The sequence below is a fragment of the Nostoc sp. JL33 genome (assembly GCF_017114985.1).
Lineage (GTDB): Bacteria > Cyanobacteriota > Cyanobacteriia > Cyanobacteriales > Nostocaceae > Nostoc.
Genome location: NZ_JABXKP010000088.1, coordinates 15,744 through 33,013, shown reverse-complemented (window position 1 = coordinate 33,013; position 17,270 = coordinate 15,744). Strand labels below are relative to the sequence as shown.

Below are 17,270 nucleotides of genomic sequence, written 5' to 3'. Positions count from 1 at the left end.
GATCGCACATCAATATTAGCGCTTTTGACTATAAGCTGAGGAATGCTCTCTAATAAACTGAGGATAAATTTATGCGAACAGTACCAATTCAATTACCAGAAACAGTATTTTCAGCACTTCGTAAAAATCCTGAAGAATTTATCCAAGAAATGCGAATTGCAGCAGCAGTTAAATGGTATGAATTAGGTGACATTTCACAAGCCAAAGCAGCAGAAATTGCTGGGCTAACTCGTGCTGAATTTATTAATGCATTATCACGCTACCAAGTAGATTTTATGCAATATACTGCTCAAGAGTTAGCCCAGGAACAGGCAAATGTCGATTAATCGTGTAATTATTAACTCTTCACCTTTGATTGTTTTGTTGAAAAGTCAACAAGCAAAATTAATTCCACAATTATTCACAGAAGTTTTAGTTCCATTAGGTGTTTTTGAAGAAGTCACAACAAAAGATGATGTTGCATCAACACAATTACCCAGTATTTCTTGGACACAAATAGTAGAAGTTAATACTATTGCTCCTGTTGTAGCAGCTTGGGATTTAGGGAAGGGAGAATCACAAGTATTGAGTTTGGCACTAAAAACTTCAGACTGTGCCGCTATTGTTGACGATAGGGCAGCACGGCGTTGTGGTCAAGCTTTAGGTATTACTACTATCGGAACAGGAGGCTTGCTGATATTAGCAAAAAGACGGGGACTAATCCCAAGCATATCTCCTGGGATTCAAGCTTTGCGTGATGCTGGTTTATGGTTATCCAATAGTTTGGTCGATTTGCTAAAACAACAAGCAGGGGAATAACGATCGCACCCTTTCCCAAAATCACACCAAATGGATGCCACACAACAGTTGTAGTTCAAATTTTAGCAGCGATCGCCTTTACACACCCAATAGTCAAGTCAATAAGCTGTTCCACATCTAGTTTACATATCTAAATTTAATTAAAATCTTGTGGGGTGGGCCGAAAAGCCCGCCCTAATGGGAGCAAGTTAAATGTGGAACAGCTTAATACTGCTCCGGCGTAGCCAGTCGTAGACATTGCGTAGCTGTTTTGAGTTCCAAACGCCAAATTTGAGGCTCAAAGGCTCAACTTCGAGGTTCAAAGGCTCAAGTAGCGATGTTTAACGGCAACCACTGCTTGTAAATGTTCCTATGCAAATGCTATTTCTACCCCAAAGAGAGGTGCTTTCCAAATGTAGACAAAGTAGAATTAAAAATAAATTTCACAAGCTGTTTATGCAATGGGGTAATTTTCTAGCCAAAGAAGCTGCTACTCATGACTTATCTCTAAAGCAAACGGCAGCTTTTATAAAATATTTTAAGACTAAAAACTTAGGTAACAGTGAAGCTAAACTTGCCAGCGAATTAAACGTTGATATTGCTGCTTTCAGAAAGTGGATGGGCGAGGTATACGACAAGTTCGCCCAGAATTATCCTGAGTTAGCTATTTCCAACAGTCGGGGCAAACTAGAAAAGTTACAAGCTTACCTGAGCGCGAAATATAATAGCGAATTGGATGTCCTCAAACCATTGGCGGCCATGAAATTATTAAAATCGCTGGTGGTTTGGGAACGGCTGCAACAAGAACCTTGGGTTGCGAGAAGAATTTGTAAATTTTTGGGATATTTGCCTTTAGCGTTAGAACTAGTGGGGCGATATCTGAATAAAATGCCAGATTTGTCTCTGGAAACACTGCTGATGCAGCTACAGAGAAAGCGACTAGAACATGAAGCAGTAGTTAATGCTAACTCTTTGATGCCTTATGAATATGGTCTAGCTGAAGCTTTTGAATTGAGTTGGGAACATCTGGATGAAAATGCACAAAGCTTTGGCTATTTGCTAAGTTTGTGTGCATTAGCTGACATTCCCTTATCTGTTGAGACGATAGAAGATGACAAAAAACAACAACTTTGGGAGAAAGCCATAGCCGATTTACTAGAATTGCATTTGCTACAACAGAAAAGTAAAGGAATTTATCGTCTAAATCCACAGATTCGGCGACTTATCCAAATGAAATTGGATAACTCAAGTGAGGCGGATGAAGCAAAAACTAAATTTGCAGCGATGATGCTAGAGGTAGCAAAGTTAATTCCCCAACAGCTTAACCCTGAAGATATTCTCAACCTCACTCCACATATCCCGCACATTACAGAAGTTGCAACCCACCTATCCGAATATTTGAGCGATGAAAATCTAATTACTCTGTTTACCAAATTAGCCTGGTTTTATCAAGGTCAAGAACTTTATCAGCAAGCAGAACCTTGGTTGCAACAGTCTGTAGAACTGACTCAAAATCATCTTAATTTAGAACATTCCGATGTCGTTGCTAATCTGAACAATTTAGCAGGACTCTACGAATCTACAGGACGCTATAACGAAGCTGAACCTTTATATCAGCAAGCTTTAGAACTCAGAAAACGTTTGCTGGGAGACAACCATCTTGATGTCGCCACTAGCCTGAACAATTTAGCAAGAATCTACGAATTTACAGGACGCTATAGCGAAGCCGAACCCTTGCTTGAGCAAGTTTTAGAACTGAGAAAACGCCTGCTGGGAGAAGAACATACCGATGTCGCCACTACCTTGAGCTATTTAGCATTAGTCTACGAATCTAGAGGAGGCTATAGCGAAGCCGAACCTTTGTATCACCAAGCTTTAGAACTGTGGAAACGCCTAGTGGGAGAAGAACATCCCCATGTCGCCACTACCCTGAACAATTTAGCAGCATTGTACTGTTATACAGGACGCTACAGCGAAGCGGAACCTTTGCTTAAGCAAGCTTTAGAACTGAGAAAACGCCTGCTGGGAGAAGAACATATCGATGTTGGCACTAGCCTGAACAATTTAGCACAACTCTACGAATCTACAGGACGCTATAGCAAAGCCGAACCCTTGTATCAGCAAGCTTTAGAACTCAGTAAACGCCTGCTGGGAGACAACCATCCCGATGTCGCCATTAGTCTAAACAATCTAGCAGCACTCTACCGTAATACAAGACGCTACAGGAAAGCCAAACCCTTATTTGAGAAAGCTTTGAAAATTTGTGAACGGACTTTAGGTGTAAGTCATCCTACTACTATGACGGTTCGGACAAATTATGCCAGCTTTTTAAGAGAAGCATATCACTAGTACCGCACGGCGGAAGTCACGCATTCACGCATTCACGCATTCACGCATTCAAAAGTATTATGGAATAGGCTTTTTATGGATTTTAAATGGTTGCTCTATTTACGCCGTGGTGTACTAGTACAGCACAAAAGTAATTCAAAATAGAAAAAGTAGTTACAAAGCTCAAGTATGAAGATAAAAGTTCTATTAGAACCCAGTGATGAAGGCGGATACACCGTCTATGTTCCCTCACTTCCAGGCTGTATCAGTGAAGGAGAAACTCTCGAAGAAGCATTAGAAAATATCCAAGAAGCAATAGAACTTTACCTTGAGCCACTGGAAAACGAATTCATTACTGAAGGAGCGATCGTCAGGGAATTAGTTCTGTGAGCAAAGTTCCAAACCTACCCTATACTGAGATTATTGCTGCTTTACAAAGAGATGGATGGATAGTTGTCCGGCAGCGAGGTAGTCACATCAGACTTGAAAAGCTCACCCCAGATGAAGTATTAAAATTGACGGTTCCGGCTCATCGACCAGTTAATATCATATCCGCCAAATTACCTATAATAAAAGAACCCCACCCCGCCAAAGCTGTGCTTTGTCTCCCCTCCCCGCTTGCGGGGAGGGGTTGGGGGTGGGGTTCTTCGGGTTTAATAAGTAATCAAGCGGACATAATATAAGCGTTCTACTCTAGCTAAAATTTTGAAACAAGCTCGTATAAAAGTTGAGCGATTTTTAGAGTTATTGTAAACGCGATCGCCCTCTGCATCCGAAAACGGTTTAAAATAGTATCCCCCTCTTCACCAGCGAAGAAGAGGGGTTAGATTCTACTTACATCCTAAAGACTTACGAGTATCTACACCAGTTTTAGAATTCACACCACTTGCCGCAACACAAAGTTTTTTCACTTGTATTCCATCTAAAATCGCATTCGTAAAATCAGCACCTGTGATATCCACGCCATCAAAACTAGAACGCAGCATCATTGCATCAGTCAACACAGCATCAGTTAAATCAGCATCCTTAAACCTTGTTAGATAGGCTATGCCTTCACTAAAATCGGCACCATGCAGATTTACTCCCTCCAATAGGCTACCGTTAAACACGCCACCACGTAAGTTAGCATTGGTAAAATTAGCATTCTCTAATTTGAGATTGGTAAACTCAGTGCCAATTAAACTCTGACCAGAGTAATCTTTGCCCTTAAATTCATCATTCCCCACAGAACGGGTAATACTCGAAGAACTTGCAGCTTGCGCCGATAGGGGAAACAAAAAAAGAACCATAGCTAAGACAAAGCTAGCTAACTGTCGCCAATATTTCATAATCTCTTCTTAATAAATCTCAACACTTGCACCACTAACTATTAAAGCTTACAGAAGACGATAAAGGAGATGAGGGAGATAAGGGAGATGAGGGAGATAAGGGAGATGAGGAAAAATAACTAATGCCCAATGCCCAATGCCCAATGCCCAATGCCCAAATTCGATATACAAGACTGTAAAACCAGAAAGCATCTCGTAGGATGATAGATGTTGAGGTGCGATCGCATAATAATTACCTGTGGCTAATCAAGAAGACAACGCCCAATCTCTGGCGCGAACCCCTTTATATCAACTGGGTGTAGAACTCAAAGCCCGCCTTACCAGCTTTGGCGGTTGGGAAATGCCCGTGCAATTTAGTGGTATTAGCCGCGAACACGAGGCTGTAAGAAATACAGCCGGAATGTTCGATATTTCCCACATGGGTAAATTTACCCTCCAAGGTAAAAACCTGATTTCCCAACTCCAGCCACTAGTGCCTTCAGACTTGAGTCGTTTGCAAATCGGTCAAGCGCAATACACCGTATTGTTAAATCCCCAAGCCGGAATTATTGACGACATTATTGTTTATTATCAAGGTGAAGACGCCACTGGGACACAGAAGGCATTTATCATAGTTAATGCGGCAACCTCCAGTAAAGATAAAGCATGGCTATTGCAACACCTTGACTTGGATAAACTGCAATTCCAAGACCTTTCACCAGATAAAGTCTTAATAGCCGTGCAAGGGCCAAAAGCGATTAAATATCTCCAGCCATTAGTGCAAGAAGACTTACAACCAATCAAAGCCTTCGGACATTTAGAAGCAACCCTACTAGGTAAACCCGCCTTCCTAGCCCGCACAGGTTACACCGGAGAAGATGGCTTTGAGGTGATGGTAGACCCGGATGTGGGAGTAGAATTGTGGCGAAGTCTCGATAAAGCTGGTGTTATTCCCTGTGGACTCGGTGCGAGAGACACTCTGCGGCTAGAAGCAGCGATGGCACTTTACGGACAAGATATCGATGACACCACCACACCCTTAGAAGCAGGTTTGGGATGGCTAGTTCACTTAGATACCAAAGGCGATTTTATTGGTCGGGAAGTTTTAGCACGGCAAAAAGCCGTTGGAGTGCAGCGCCGATTGGTAGGTTTGCAAACTCAAGGACGTAACATTGCCCGTCACGGCTATCAAGTGTTATCCGCAGGTAAAATTGTGGGAGAAGTTACCAGTGGCACTCTGTCGCCCACACTTGGTTATCCGATTGCCTTAGCCTACGTTCCCAGCCAGTTAGCAACCGTCACTCAGCAGGTAGAAGTCGAAATTCGCGGCAAAGCTTATCCAGCAGTTGTAGTTAAACGTCCCTTTTATCGGTCAAAAAATCGTGTCGTCAACTGATAAGCGCCAAGGTTTTTGAGGAATAATGTGTTGTAAGTTACTCAATCTACAGTAAGGTTCATTACCAGATATGGCTTGGATGACTATTGGGGTAATAATTTTTTTGATAAGGGAGAGGATGTGATATGTCTTTTGAATACCCTCAAGATTTCAGATACCTGGATTCTCATGAATATGTGCGACTAGATGGCGAAATTGGCACGATTGGCATTACTGAATTTGCCGTACATGAATTGGGCGATATCGTCTTTTTGGAACTGCCAGAAATTGGCGACGCTCTTATCAGAGGAGAAAACTTTGGCACAATTGAATCAGTGAAAGCCGTTGAAGAACTGAATTCACCTGTGACAGGCACAGTTATAGAACGCAATGAAGCCTTAATTAATTCTCCTGAAGAAGTATCAGAAGACCCCTACGGCGAAGGGTGGTTTTTGAAAGTGCGCGTCAATGACCCTGGCGAAGTTGAGGATGCCTTGACAGCAGATGAGTATCGCGTCCTGGTAGAAGGGGAGTAGGGAGTAGGGAGTAGGGAGTAGGGAGTAGGGAGTGGGGGACAAGGTAAAATTTTCTCCCTCATCTTCCTCATCTCCCCCATCTCGCACTCCGCCCAAAGATAAAGATAAGTCATGAAATTTAGATGAACTTAAAAGTTACATCTACTTATGATGAGTATTTATTGCAAAATATTAAATAGTACCATCTGGAGAGTAATTTGTGGTATTAAACGCCCCTATTCTTAAGTCTAATCAGCAGCTAGTGCTGGACGAAAAAAGTCAAAAGTTAAGTAGTTTTGCGCCAAGACACATTGGCCCTAACTCCGATGACATCCAGCAAATGCTTAAGGTTTTGGGGTTTCCCAGCCTGGATGCCCTAATCGACCAAACAGTTCCACAGGCAATTCGGCTGAAGCAACCGTTAAAGTTACCAGAAGCAGAAAGTGAGTACGCAGCACTGGCATCCTTAAAAAAAGTTGCTGCCAAAAATCAGGTTTTTCGCTCATACATTGGCATGGGATATTACGACAGTATTACCCCACCTGTGATTGGGCGCAATATCCTAGAAAACCCCGGTTGGTATACTGCCTATACTCCTTATCAACCAGAAATTGCTCAAGGGCGATTGGAAGCGCTGCTAAATTTTCAAACCCTGATTATCGACTTAACAGGTTTGGAAATCGCCAATGCTTCGTTACTTGATGAAGCCACAGCCGCAGCTGAAGCAATGAGCCTAAGCTATGGTGTTTGTAAAAATCAGGCAAATGCCTATTTCGTCTCTAGTGATTGCCATCCCCAAACTATCGACGTGTTGCAAACACGCGCTAAACCATTAGGGATTAAGATCATTGTCGGCGATCATCAAACATTTGATTTTGATCAAGCAATTTTTGGGGCTGTTCTGCAATATCCTGCAAGTGATGGCACCATTTACGACTACCGCGCTTTTATAGAAAAAGCCCATGCTAAGGGTGCATTGGTAACGGTAGCAGCAGATCCTTTAAGTTTAACTTTGCTCACCCCTCCTGGGGAATTTGGCGCTGATATTGCTGTCGGTAGCACCCAGCGCTTTGGTATTCCGTTGGGGTTTGGGGGGCCTCATGCGGCATACTTTGCTACGAAGGAAGAGTATAAACGGCTAGTTCCAGGGCGAATTGTGGGAGTATCAAAAGATGCTCAGGGTAAGCCTGCATTGCGTCTCGCTTTGCAAACCCGCGAACAGCACATCCGCCGCGAAAAAGCTACTAGTAATATCTGTACTGCACAGGTGTTGCTGGCGGTAATGGCAAGTATGTACGCGGTCTATCATGGGCCTGCTGGACTGAAACAAATTGCTGAAAATATCCATTCCTTGACGGTGTTACTAGCGGAAGGACTGAAGCGTTTAGGTTACAGCATCAGTTCCAAAGATTTTTTTGATACGCTGCGAGTAGAACTGGGAAGGCGCAATTTAAAAGATATTTTGGCAGTTAGCGAACAACTTCAAATTAACCTGCGGGTTTTTGATGCAACTGCTGTTGGTATCTCGCTAGATGAAACAACTACACCAGAAGACTTAATCGACCTCTGGCAGATTTTTGCTGGTACAGATGATTTACCCTTCACTTTAGAAGAATTAACTTCTGCCTCTCTTCCCCATCTCTCCCTCTCCCGTACAAGTACATATCTCACGCACCCAGTTTTTAACCGCTATCACTCAGAAACTGAGTTATTGCGCTATCTGCACAAGCTGGAAAGCAAGGACTTGTCGCTAACTACATCAATGATTCCTTTGGGGTCATGCACAATGAAGTTGAATGCGACTGCTGAGATGATTCCAGTAAGTTGGGGGGAATTTGGCAAGATTCATCCATTTGCCCCTTTGTCACAAACGCAGGGTTATCAAATTCTGTTTGAGCAACTTGAGACATGGTTAGCTGAAATTACTGGTTTTGCCGGAATTTCTCTGCAACCCAATGCTGGTTCTCAGGGTGAATACGCCGGACTTTTAGTAATTCGTCAGTATCACGAAAATCGAGGTGAAGCACACCGTAATGTTTGTTTGATTCCCACCTCAGCACACGGAACAAACCCTGCAAGTGCGGTGATGTGCGGCATGAAGGTAGTGGCAGTTGCCTGTGATTCACAAGGTAATATTGACGTTGATGACCTGAAGGCTAAGGCAGAAAAACACAGCAATGAACTCGCTGCCTTAATGGTGACATATCCCTCAACTCACGGTGTTTTTGAGGAGCCAATTCAGGAAATCTGCGCTGTTGTCCATAGTCACGGTGGACAAGTTTACATGGATGGGGCAAATATGAACGCCCAAGTGGGGATTTGCCGTCCTGGAGATATTGGCGCAGATGTCTGTCACTTAAACCTGCACAAAACCTTCTGTATTCCTCATGGTGGCGGTGGCCCTGGTATGGGGCCTATTGGTGTTGCCTCTCATTTGGTGCAATTTCTCCCCGGACATCCTGTTGTGGGGAATGGAGAAAAAATCTCTAATTCCCAACGTATTGGTGCTGTGGCTGCTGCGCCTTGGGGTAGTGCTAGTATTTTGGTGATTTCTTGGATGTACATTGCGATGATGGGTGCAGCTGGTTTAACCCAAGCAACTAAGGTGGCGATTCTCAATGCTAACTACATCGCCAAGAAACTGGAATCGTACTATCCGGTTTTGTATCAGGGGAAAAATGGTCTAGTTGCCCATGAGTGTATTTTAGATTTGCGCTCGCTCAAAAAATCGGCTGCGATCGAAATCGATGATGTTGCCAAGCGTCTGATGGATTATGGTTTCCATGCGCCGACTGTCTCGTGGCCTGTAGCGGGTACAATCATGGTGGAACCTACAGAAAGTGAATCTAAACAAGAGTTGGATCGTTTCTGTAATGCGTTGATTTCTATTCGCCAAGAAATCGCCGAAATAGAATCAGGTAAGGTGGATATCCAAGATAATGTTTTGAAGAACGCACCCCACACCGCCGAAAGTCTCATCACTGGAGAATGGCATCATCCTTATTCTCGTGAACAAGCCGCTTATCCTGCGCCTTGGACTCGTGAACATAAATTCTGGCCGGCTGTTGGTCGCATTGATGCAGCCTTTGGCGACAGGAATTTTGTTTGCTCATGTCTGCCAATGGATGCTTATTAGGGACTGACAAATAAAAAATATCCAATTATTTATTGTGGGGTGGGCATCTTGCCCGCCTTTGGTTATTGGGCGGGCAAGATGCCCACCCCACAAGATTGAATAATTTATTTCTTGGAAATCCCTTAGAGGATGTTTGTAAAATATCAAGTTGTATAAATATCCCCCCAGAACCCTGACTTCTTTAAGAAGTCGGGGTTCTGAATAATGTATATTGGCAAGCGATCGCGCTTACCCTGATAAAACTTAGGCAAAATTACAACATGTAGGGGCAATTCATGAATTGCCCCTACTCACTCCTAACTCTTCTAATTCTTTTCGTAAAGATAAAGGCTGATACCCCAATGCAAAAGCTTTGGAACTATCCAAAGAAACATCTGCTGGTCTAGGTGCTGCCATTTTCACATCTTGTTGTCGGCAGGATTTAAGCTTGGTGGCGGGAAGTTGAAATACTTCCACTAATATCTGTCCAAAATCATAACGCGAAATCCGTTCTTTGCCACCTAAATGAATGATGCCGTTAACTTTTTCCAATGCTAATAAAAGTCCTTTGGCGGCAGTTGTTCCACTTACTGGTGTGCGAAATTCATCGATAAATAAACTTAGTTCTTTTTCGGCTTTTAAAGTTTGAATAAATGGCTGAATAAAGCTTTTAGCTGTGGGTGTTGCTGCACCAAACATTAACGGCATTCGGCACACTGCGGTCATGGGATATCTTTGTAGCATACCTGCTTCTGCGATCGCTTTTTGCTCACCGTAAAGATTGACAGGACACACTACATCTGTTTCTCGATAGGGGGCGTTTAAGCCATCAAAAACTAAGTCGGTTGAGGTAAAAGCACAAGGAATAGAATTATCTGCACAAAGTCCGGCAAGATTAGAGGATGCTATGACGTTAATTGCGTGCGATTCTTCGGGGTGGGTTTGACAAAAATTTGGTTGCGAATGTGCAGCAGTATGAATAACTCCTGCTGGTTTGACATCACTAAATATGCGCTGCAATTCCTGAAAATCTGTTAAGTTCACTTTTAGCATTTTGATGCCAGGAATCTCTAGAGAATGAGAAAAATAAGTGCCATAAACTTCCCATTCTTGTTTTGCAAGCTGGCAAAGATGCCATCCTAAAAAACCACTCGCTCCGGTGATTAACAATTTTTTCATGTCTAATCGTAAACCGCTCAAGAAAAAATCTTTGCTACAGCAAGTTTATATTCTACACTGAGTGGTGATTATAAAATACTATTGTAGTAATTCCTGAAAGCGCTTTTCACTACGCACTTTGGTAAAGTCTGGGTCAGTTTTTGCTAACTTCTTGTATTTATCAGGAACAAGCTGGATTGCTTTGTCTAGGTTCTCAATTGCTAATTCCAGATTACTTTGTAAAGCATAAGAGCAAGCTTTGTTGTAATATACTTGGTGCAAATCTTGCTTGATAGCGATCGCTCGATCATAAGACAAAATAGCATCTTGGTAGCGGTGCAGCTTTGTCAGAGCAATGCCTCGGTTAATTAAGGCTTCATATTTATCGGGTTTGATGGCGATCGCTTTGTCGTAAGATGCGATCGCCTCTTGGTAGCGTTGCAACGATGTTAAGGCTATCCCACGATTATACCAAGCTTCATATTTATCGGGTTTGATGGCGATCGCTTTGTTATAAGATGCGATCGCATCTTGGTAGCGTTGCAACGATGTTAGGGCTATACCACGGTTAATCCAAGCTTCAGGACTCTCAACTTTGATCGCGATCGCTTTGTCGTATGCTTTTATTGCATCTTCGTAACGTTGTCCATCTAATAAATTATTGCCTTGATGAAATAAATCTTCTGCTTTTTGCGTAGCCTTCGCTTCTATTAAAAGTTGGGTTACATTATTTTCTTGGACAAATTGTGTAGTATTTTCTGTCGATGAGTTTGCCCCACCACTACAGCCAAATGCAAAGAAAGCGATCAAGCCAGATGCAACCAAGCAGCGCCGAAAGACCATGCTGTACCTACAAAACTTATAAGATGATGTTAAAAATTGTTCATTTTTTGAACATTCTCAAAATACACTAGTTTTTACCCATTAATTCCCTTATTTTTTGATAAATAACTTTGCTGACGATGCATAGAAGCTTCTGAAAATCAAGTGTATGTTACATTATCATATTAAATACACATAAAGCAATTGCTTAGAAACTATTTCAGTCAAAAAACGATTATTGGTGTGGATTAAATAATTTATGTCCAATTTAAACAATTAATACCCGCCTCTCAAACCCTATTTGAGAAAGGATTTGAGTCAATGACACTAACTCTTTAAATTGGACAATAAATCTTTAATGTATAATCTTCCAAGGTGGAGTTTTCATATTGTCGCAGAGGGTAACGAGGTTTCTTTCACTCTGAGTGGCCACTACAACACCAGCAAAGACCGTCAAAAGCAAGGGTATTAGAACAAGTTAACGGCGGTTTTTAGCGCAAACTCTAAAGTTACCGCTTGCATTTCTTGGATTTGCAATATACAAACTCCTTTGGTTAGGGTTCCCGGTTACTACACCGTTAGTCAAACCTGAAAACGTGGTTGGATCGCTTTTCCCGGATCTGTCTTGCTTTACATCAAAAACAATAGGAGTTGGAGAAGTCCATATTAAGTTAGCAGCACAACCTTGGGTACTAAAATTTCCGCTTGACCGATTTTTTTGACCCCTTTGAGGTTGGGGTTGACTTGTTACGCAGGCACAAGTACTTTGAGCTAAGGCGGGAGCAGGAGGTTGCATTACCACTGATAAAGCTGTAAAAGAGAATATTGCTGCTAGCAATTGATTAAACTTCATTGAAAAATACCTTTGAGTAATTAACAGGTTTTCAGGTTGTAATTACTTAATACATACTCTGCAATCAAAAAGCAACTTCTGATTAACAAAAGTTTTTAATCAGCAGCCTGTAGTCAATACGCTTGGGTTAGCACCAAAAACCTTAAGTTGCGTAGGTTGGTGAGCCACTGCTATAGGTGCGGTTTCCCGATTTGTCCCTTGCGCGTCTCCGACAGGAGAAGCAAGTGGCGTTTGAGGAACGTAGCTTTCCTTCTGCAGCGTAACCCAACATTTGTGGGGCTTTGTTGGGTTGCGCTTTGCTTAACCCAACAAAGCAATTTTTCTTAACCAAGCGTATTGAGCTTGTAGTCATTTTAATAGTAAATATTTTCGATAATAATTAATTTTAGTCCCTTATTAACAGGGTATTTTTAACATTTTGAGGGGTCTAAGTCTCTCGCAACTAACAAGCGACGAGTCTTGCAATGGGGTTCAAATCCCATTGCAAAACTTAATTACGTTAGCGCCATAGGAGCGTCATTAGGAATTACGAATTATTTTAGATGATTGTAGTAAATATCACATAAAGACATACATCTGTTTTTAATTTTTGCAAAAACAAATGTATGCTTTGGTGATAATATACTTTATCTGTGCAACGCTTAACTAATGCCAAAGACTGACTCGACAGTTGACTTAATCGAATCGCGTGCATCCTTCAAAGTTTGGCTAATGGGATGCTTTGCCTGCAAAAATACACGCGCACAATTGCGTCCCGGCATTCCTGAAATCGAACCACCTGGATGAGTTCCTGCACCAGTTAAAAATAGATTCTCAATTGGCGTTTTGTAGTTGGCTATTTCTGGCAAGGGACGGAAAAATACCATCTGATCTAAAGTCATGTCAATATGGTAATAATTCCCTTTGTATGCACCTAATCTTTCTCCTAGTTCTGCTGGACTTTCTACACGACGGGCGATAGTTGCATTCTTGACATTTGGTGCATAGTCTGCCAACTTATCAATCACCCTATCTGCAACTTTGTTTTTCAATTCATCTGTCCAACCAGTACCTTTTAAACCAGTGCCTTCTGCACCAGCAATTTGATAAGGGGCAAAATACTCAATCCATACGGTGTGCTTACCTGGTGGTGCTAGTGTGGGATCTAAGAAGCTAGGCATCACCACATACATTGATGGGTCAGCATCAGGAATTTCTCCCAAGGTGCATTTACTATGAGCCTGTTCTACATGAGCCACGGAATCGGCAATCAAGATAGAACCGACGAGATATTCGTCTTTGTGGGCGTGGTGTGGAAAGTGCAGTGGTTCGTCTAAAGCTAAGTCTATCTTGAGGATAGTTTCGTTGTTGTTAACGATGCGGCGTTCTAATCTTTCCCATAAATTTGGGTCAGCTCCATCGATATCGCTTTTATCAGTCATTTGTAAAAATAACCGCTTGGCATCAATATTAGAAATAACCCCATATTTAGCGCGATATTCTTTGCCACCAGCGACTCGCACACCCACAGCTTTTCCATCATCAATTAAAACTTTTTCAACATGCTGATCTGTGAGAATAACGCCACCTTTGCTTGTAACTAATTTCACCAAAGCTTGCACAAGTGCGCCAGTTCCGCCGCGTGGTCTGGCCATTCCAGGGTTGTGACGCATCGCCATCATAATTGCACCAATGGCAAGGGTTTTTTGCGATGGCGGCGCACCAAGTTCTGCTGCGAGTCTGGCTAATGGCGCTTTTAGAAATTCCTCATCAAACCACTCGTTAAGTAAATCCTCAGCGCTGGTTAACATGGTGCGAATAAAGTCCAGCGTTTTGTTTGGCGAACCAATCATCGAAAATAAATCTTTTAGTTTTTTGATATCGTAGTTGCCCACGATATCTATAATTGACTTGGGCGGTGCATTAAACATAGGAACCATTGCACCGATCGCTCGTTGCCAATAGTCTACAAATTCGGCGTATTTCTTAGCATCACGTTCACTATAACGAGCGATTTCTGCACAAGTTTTTTCTAGCGACTTATGTGCTAAGAAATACTTCCCATCAGGATGAGGACAGAAAACAACTGGATCGCACTCCAAATAATGCAAGCCGTATTTTTCTAGTTCTAATTCTTCAACTACTGGCCCCAAGTGAATAAATTCATGGTCAATAGCACACAAGTTAAATTTAAATCCAGGAGCCTCTTGTGGTAAACATTCTTCAGTTGTTGCTGCACCACCTGGAACAGAACGCTTTTCTAGTAACAGGACGCTATAACCAGCTTTTAGCAAATAAGCTGCACAAACTAACCCATTGTGTCCAGCACCGATAAGCACAACATCATACTCTTGCATAGTTGTTCTTTAGAAATAAGTAGCTTTAAAAAGCTTATAAAAATTTTAAGAAATTTACATCACTCCTTAGTTACAAAAATTATCCTTAACTACTGTCAATACTACTAAGGGGATAGTACAGTTAAGGATGATGGTATTTGCTTTACTTGAGTTTCTACCAGAAGTGTCAAACTACCAATTTCTACTTTTATATCTTTAATAGAAAACGCCATATCCTCCCATTTAAAATAGGGTAGATTCATCAGTTCTTTGGCTTTCTGCATTAAAGCTGTAACTAATTCTATTGAAATACCGTCTCCCTCAGTGCAGTTAAAACTCTCCAGCATCGCGGGTTGTGAACTAGTCCGTGGGCGAAGCATCGCAGTGTAAGCGAAAAGGCGAGTATTTCCCATTTCCTTTAACAGTATTCTTCCCCTACATTCTATTTTGCCATCACCAGGTAAAAATACTTGAATTTTTTGCGGCTCAAAACTCACAATTTCGCCATCTACATCCAACTCCAACTTTTGCATCTGGCCGCGAATCAAGTCTGAGGTCAAGGCGTGGTTAATATCTACTTCTGTAACTATAATGCGAGCTATGGCATTAACTGGCTCATTAAATTCTATTTGACCAAAAAGAGCGCTTAAGGGATTAATAGCAATACTTTCTGTTTGCAGTTTTATTTCCTGTACGCGAATGCCTTCTTGGATCACTAATCCTTGACCTGCAACCGAAACTCCATCCGCCTGTCCCTGAGCTATTTTCAACAGATCGGTTTGTACATCTATTTCTATTTGTTCTACCTCATCTAGCTTTTCGGATATTCTTTTTTCAGCTTCCTGGGATAGAAATTTTTCCTCCAACCGATGCTCATCAGCCATGAACTAGTAATCTCCTAAATGTCCTCTTACTAGTTACTGTAAAGGCTGGTTCTGAAGAATGAATCTATATTGGGGTATATGTAGGTTGTAGAATTAAAGTAATTCGTAATTTTTAAATAGGACTGCGATCGCAGTCCAGGTATTTGTCAAGTCACAAAGTATACTATAAACCCCGCTTCCATTCCTCTTTTCCACTCCTGAGACGCTTTGAATCTTACTCCCCTTCCCTATAAGAGAAGGGGTTGGGGGTTAGGTCTTTTGAAAAACGGTATAGATGGGAGTTCAAAATTTCCTGAACGCAACCATCAACCCCCTGGAACTATCAAACAGTGCTTGTCTGTAGGATGGGAGACTTAACCTGACGTTGACTGGTGACAACCATCTGAATCGGACGATCTGGGCCTGTCACCAAACCACGGCGTTTAGGCCGCACTTCACCATTGTCAACTAGCTCTAATTCGAGGCTGGAAAGGATTGTGGCGAGTGCTAGCTTCATTTCCAACAGCGCAAATGCTAGACCAATACAACGCCTTGCACCACCCCCAAAAGGCAAATACTCATAGGGAGAAAATTGCCTTTCTAAAAAGCGTTCTGGCTTAAACTGCTTAGGTTCTGGATAAATATCTTCCCGGTGGTGGGTCAGATAAATAGAACCAAGTAGGACTGTATCCGGTTCTAGTTCGTAACCGCCCAGCGAGAAGGGTTTTCTTACTACTCTGGGAAAAGTTAGTATAGCTACTGGGTAAATCCGCAATGTCTCGGAGCAAACAGCGTTGAGATAAGGTAACTTGAAAATCATGCTGGGGTCTGGGTGATTGCCCAAGCTATCTAATTCTTGTAGTAGCTTTTGGCGCACTGATGGTAGTTTGTGAATCCAGTAGAATGCCCATGCTAGGGCTGTCGCTGTGGTTTCGTGACCGGCGACTAACAGAGTGATCAATTCATCGCGCAACTCTTCATCGGTCATGGGTTGACCTGCTTCATCTTTAGCAGCCATGAGTAAGCTGAGAATATCCGTGCGCGATGAATCTGGTTGTTCTCGACGTTCCCGAATTTCCTCGTAGATGAGTTTATCAGCTTCTTGCTGACGGCGCATCTGCTTTCCCCAGAAGTTAATCGGGCCAAAATCCCTTTGCAAAGCCGGAAAAAAAAGTAAAGTCACAATTAACCGAGAACTGGCCTTTTCTAAAATCTCACCCAAAATTTGCTGTAGTTTTTCGGCGCGAGGCCCTTCATGTAGCCCAAATACAGCTTGCATAATCACCCGCATGGTAATGGCTTGGGTAGCAGACCGAATATTGAAGGGTTTGCCTATCTGGTATTGGCTGATGACTTTTTGGGTAACATCGGTAATCACCTGGCTATAGTTTCGCATTCTTTCGCCGTGAAAGGGAGGCATTAACAACTGCCGTTGGCGCTGGTGTTCAGCCCCGCTAATGGTAATCAGAGAATGCTTACCCAGCAAAAACTCAAACACATCATTCATCTCACCCGGCGCTTCCAATTCCTTGGTATCGTTTGTCAAAATCTGCTGTAGTGCTTGGGGGTTGCTGACAATCACCATAGGAGGAGAATCTTTCTCTAATCTGATAGTAAAAATCTCCCCATACCTTTTGGCGCAAGCTTCCATAAATGACATGGGATTGGTGATCCAGCGCACCATCTGTAAAAGTGCTGGGATTTGCGGGCCATTGGGTAATTTCATAAATTTTTTTGCGGCTTAATATTTTTTTACTACTTAAACTAACTAGAATTTTGGTTGCGTGACCATTTAAAGTACTTATTCTAACGTTGCAAAAAAGCAATAAACTGTTACAACCT

Annotated in this window: 15 protein-coding genes; 8 read left to right on the top strand and 7 right to left on the bottom strand. The window is 42.3% G+C overall.

The window, feature by feature from the left end; translation table 11 throughout:
* The first annotated feature begins 71 nt into the window (after window positions 1–71).
* The 5 genes from HWQ23_RS25965 (at window position 72) to HWQ23_RS25945 (ending at window position 3,788) form a co-directional block, all read left to right on the top strand.
* On the top strand, window positions 72–326 hold the full coding sequence (locus HWQ23_RS25965) for a UPF0175 family protein (RefSeq protein WP_292834828.1): 255 nt from the start codon (window positions 72–74) through the stop codon (window positions 324–326).
* Window positions 316–798, top strand: a complete 483-nt coding sequence (locus tag HWQ23_RS25960) for a PIN domain-containing protein (RefSeq protein ID WP_292834826.1) — start codon at window positions 316–318, stop codon at window positions 796–798. The genes HWQ23_RS25965 and HWQ23_RS25960 overlap by 11 nt, the downstream gene beginning before the upstream one ends.
* A 435-nt stretch (window positions 799–1,233) precedes the next feature.
* Window positions 1,234–3,126, top strand: a complete 1,893-nt coding sequence (locus HWQ23_RS25955; protein WP_292834824.1) for a tetratricopeptide repeat protein — start codon at window positions 1,234–1,236, stop codon at window positions 3,124–3,126.
* A gap of 168 nt (window positions 3,127–3,294) precedes the next feature.
* Complete coding sequence (locus HWQ23_RS25950; RefSeq protein WP_292834821.1) at window positions 3,295–3,495, top strand: type II toxin-antitoxin system HicB family antitoxin; 201 nt, start codon at window positions 3,295–3,297, stop codon at window positions 3,493–3,495.
* Window positions 3,492–3,788 carry a type II toxin-antitoxin system HicA family toxin gene (locus HWQ23_RS25945; RefSeq protein ID WP_292834818.1) on the top strand — a complete coding sequence of 99 codons (297 nt, stop codon included), beginning with the start codon at window positions 3,492–3,494 and terminating at the stop codon, window positions 3,786–3,788. The genes HWQ23_RS25950 and HWQ23_RS25945 overlap by 4 nt, the downstream gene beginning before the upstream one ends.
* Window positions 3,789–3,935: 147 nt before the next feature.
* Here the strand turns inward: HWQ23_RS25945 and HWQ23_RS25940 are convergent, their stop codons facing one another.
* Window positions 3,936–4,433 (bottom strand): pentapeptide repeat-containing protein, encoded by a 498-nt coding sequence (locus HWQ23_RS25940; RefSeq protein WP_292834816.1) that lies wholly within the window; start codon window positions 4,431–4,433, stop codon window positions 3,936–3,938.
* 238 nt (window positions 4,434–4,671) lie between these two features.
* On the opposite strand from HWQ23_RS25940, the gene gcvT reads away from it, so the two are divergent.
* The 3 genes from gcvT (at window position 4,672) to gcvP (ending at window position 9,438) form a co-directional block, all read left to right on the top strand.
* Window positions 4,672–5,808: a glycine cleavage system aminomethyltransferase GcvT gene (gcvT, locus tag HWQ23_RS25935; protein WP_292834813.1), complete on the top strand. Its 1,137-nt coding sequence runs from the start codon at window positions 4,672–4,674 to the stop codon at window positions 5,806–5,808.
* A gap of 125 nt (window positions 5,809–5,933) precedes the next feature.
* Complete coding sequence (gene gcvH / locus HWQ23_RS25930; protein ID WP_292834810.1) at window positions 5,934–6,323, top strand: glycine cleavage system protein GcvH; 390 nt, start codon at window positions 5,934–5,936, stop codon at window positions 6,321–6,323.
* A gap of 217 nt (window positions 6,324–6,540) precedes the next feature.
* Entirely contained in the window at window positions 6,541–9,438 is a 2,898-nt protein-coding gene (gene gcvP / locus HWQ23_RS25925) for an aminomethyl-transferring glycine dehydrogenase (protein WP_375466592.1), read from the top strand.
* Window positions 9,439–9,711: 273 nt separating this feature from the next.
* Here gcvP and HWQ23_RS25920 read toward each other — a convergent pair whose 3' ends face one another.
* The 6 genes from HWQ23_RS25920 to HWQ23_RS25895 form a co-directional block, all read right to left on the bottom strand.
* The gene (locus HWQ23_RS25920; RefSeq protein ID WP_292834804.1) at window positions 9,712–10,596 is read right to left on the bottom strand and encodes an SDR family oxidoreductase; all 885 of its coding nucleotides are present in this window, start codon (window positions 10,594–10,596) and stop codon (window positions 9,712–9,714) included.
* 78 nt (window positions 10,597–10,674) lie between these two features.
* A complete protein-coding gene (locus HWQ23_RS25915; protein ID WP_292834801.1) occupies window positions 10,675–11,418 on the bottom strand; it encodes a tetratricopeptide repeat protein in 744 nt (247 codons plus the stop codon).
* A 457-nt stretch (window positions 11,419–11,875) separates the two neighbouring features.
* A complete protein-coding gene (locus HWQ23_RS25910; RefSeq protein ID WP_292834798.1) occupies window positions 11,876–12,250 on the bottom strand; it encodes a DeoR family transcriptional regulator in 375 nt (124 codons plus the stop codon).
* A gap of 641 nt (window positions 12,251–12,891) precedes the next feature.
* Complete coding sequence (gene crtO / locus HWQ23_RS25905; protein ID WP_292834795.1) at window positions 12,892–14,586, bottom strand: beta-carotene ketolase CrtO; 1,695 nt, start codon at window positions 14,584–14,586, stop codon at window positions 12,892–12,894.
* 104 nt (window positions 14,587–14,690) lie between these two features.
* Window positions 14,691–15,449 carry an LmeA family phospholipid-binding protein gene (locus HWQ23_RS25900; protein ID WP_292834792.1) on the bottom strand — a complete coding sequence of 253 codons (759 nt, stop codon included), beginning with the start codon at window positions 15,447–15,449 and terminating at the stop codon, window positions 14,691–14,693.
* A gap of 322 nt (window positions 15,450–15,771) precedes the next feature.
* On the bottom strand, window positions 15,772–17,154 hold the full coding sequence (locus HWQ23_RS25895; protein WP_292834789.1) for a cytochrome P450: 1,383 nt from the start codon (window positions 17,152–17,154) through the stop codon (window positions 15,772–15,774).
* Window positions 17,155–17,270: the final 116 nt, after the last annotated feature.